The sequence below is a fragment of the Falsiroseomonas sp. RANM36 genome (assembly GCF_056682175.1).
The window spans coordinates 119,387-120,888 of the sequence record NZ_JBWXTD010000001.1; the positions used below are offsets into that span (position 1 = coordinate 119,387).

General features: G+C 74.4%; 2 protein-coding genes. Both read left to right on the top strand.

Features of this window, described 5'->3' with window-relative positions:
• Positions 1–251: 251 nt before the first annotated feature.
• Complete coding sequence (locus AC1MIR_RS00585; RefSeq protein WP_480026246.1) at positions 252–1,097, top strand: inositol monophosphatase family protein; 846 nt, start codon at positions 252–254, stop codon at positions 1,095–1,097.
• A gap of 55 nt (positions 1,098–1,152) precedes the next feature.
• Positions 1,153–1,502, top strand: a 350-nt coding sequence (locus AC1MIR_RS00590; RefSeq protein ID WP_480026247.1) for a gamma-glutamyltransferase, incomplete at its 3' end; no start/stop codon positions are given.

The window sequence follows — 1,502 nt, forward strand, 5'->3', positions numbered from 1 at the left end:
GGGGGGGGTGGGGGGGCGGGGGGGGGCCCGCGGTTGGGGCGGTGGGGGGGGGGGCCCCCCCCCCCCCGCCCCCCCCCTTAACGGGGGGTGGGAGGCTCCTGACGCATGGAGGGGTCCGGGGGGCGACGTATACGTCGCCCATCGTCCCCGGTGGGGGCTTTTGGGGGCAGCGCCCCCGGCCTAAACACGCACGCAACCGGGCCGGCGGCAAACAGCCGACCGGCCTTCGTTCTTTCCAGGACCCTTATCCGATGGCCGTCTCGCCGCGCATCTCGCCCGCCATGAACGTGTTGCAGCAGGCCGTGCAGAAGGCCGGGCGGCGGCTGCTGCGCGACTTCGGGGAGGTGGAGAACCTCCAGGTCAGCTCCAAGGGGCCGGGGGATTTCGTCAGCCAGGCGGATCTCCGCGCCGAGCAGACGCTGAAGGAGGAGCTGGCGAAGGCGCGGCCGGGCTGGGCCTTCCTCGGGGAAGAGGGCGGCCAGGCGGAGGGCGATTGGGAGTGGCGCTGGGTGGTGGATCCGCTCGACGGCACCACGAATTTTCTCCATGGCATCCCGCATTGGGCGATCAGCGTCGGCGTGGAGAAGCGGCTCGACGCGGAGCGGACGGAGCTGGTCGCGGGCTGCATCTACAACCCGGCGGGCAACGAGATGTTCTGGGCGGAGAAGGGCGTCGGCGCCTTCCTCAACGACCGGCGGCTGCGCGTCTCCGGCCGGCGGGACATGGTGCAGGCGGTGTTCGCCACCGGCATCCCGTTCGCGAAGGTGCAGCGCAAGGCGGAATTCTCGATGACGCTGGCGCGGCTGATGCCGCAGGTGGCGGGGGTGCGGCGCTTCGGCTCGGCGGCGCTCGACCTCGCCTGGGTGGCGGCGGGGCGGTACGACGGGTTCTGGGAGCTCGGGCTGAACCGGTGGGACATCGCGGCCGGCGTCGTGCTGGTGCGGGAGGCCGGGGGCGTGATCACCGACCCGGCCGGCGGCGAGGGCTTCTACGAGAGCGGGCATGTGGTGTGCGGCAACCCGGTCCTGCAGGCGAAGCTGCGCGAGGTGGTGGCCGAGGGCATCGCCGCGGCGGAGGCCGCGCGGGGGCGGGAGTAGGCCGAATGGCGGCCGGCATGGCCGGCCGCATGGTTGGTACCGAGCAGGTGAAACGATGAAGCGCGATTTCCACGCACCCGGCCGCAGCGCCGTCTATGCCGCGAACGGGATGGCGGCGACCTCCATGCCGCAGGCGACGCTCGCCGCGCTGGATGTGCTGCGCGCCGGCGGCAATGCGCTGGACGCCGCCATCGCCGCCGCCGCGGTGCTGGGTGTGGTGGAGCCGCAATCCACCGGCATCGGCGGCGACTGTTTCTGTCTCTATGCGCCCGCCGGAACGGGCAAGGTCGTCGCGATCAACGGCTCCGGCCGCGCGCCGCGCGGCGCGCCGCCGGGGGCGCGGCGCCCCGCCCGCCGCCCGCCGGTGGGGCCGCGCGCGGCGCCGTCCGTGGCCGGGCCGGGGGG

What these genes read in the sequence shown, in the direction of transcription:
- AC1MIR_RS00585 (WP_480026246.1), top strand. Translation starts at nt 252, where the DNA reads ATGGCCGTCTCGCCGCGCATCTCGCCCGCCATGAACGTGTTGCAGCAG.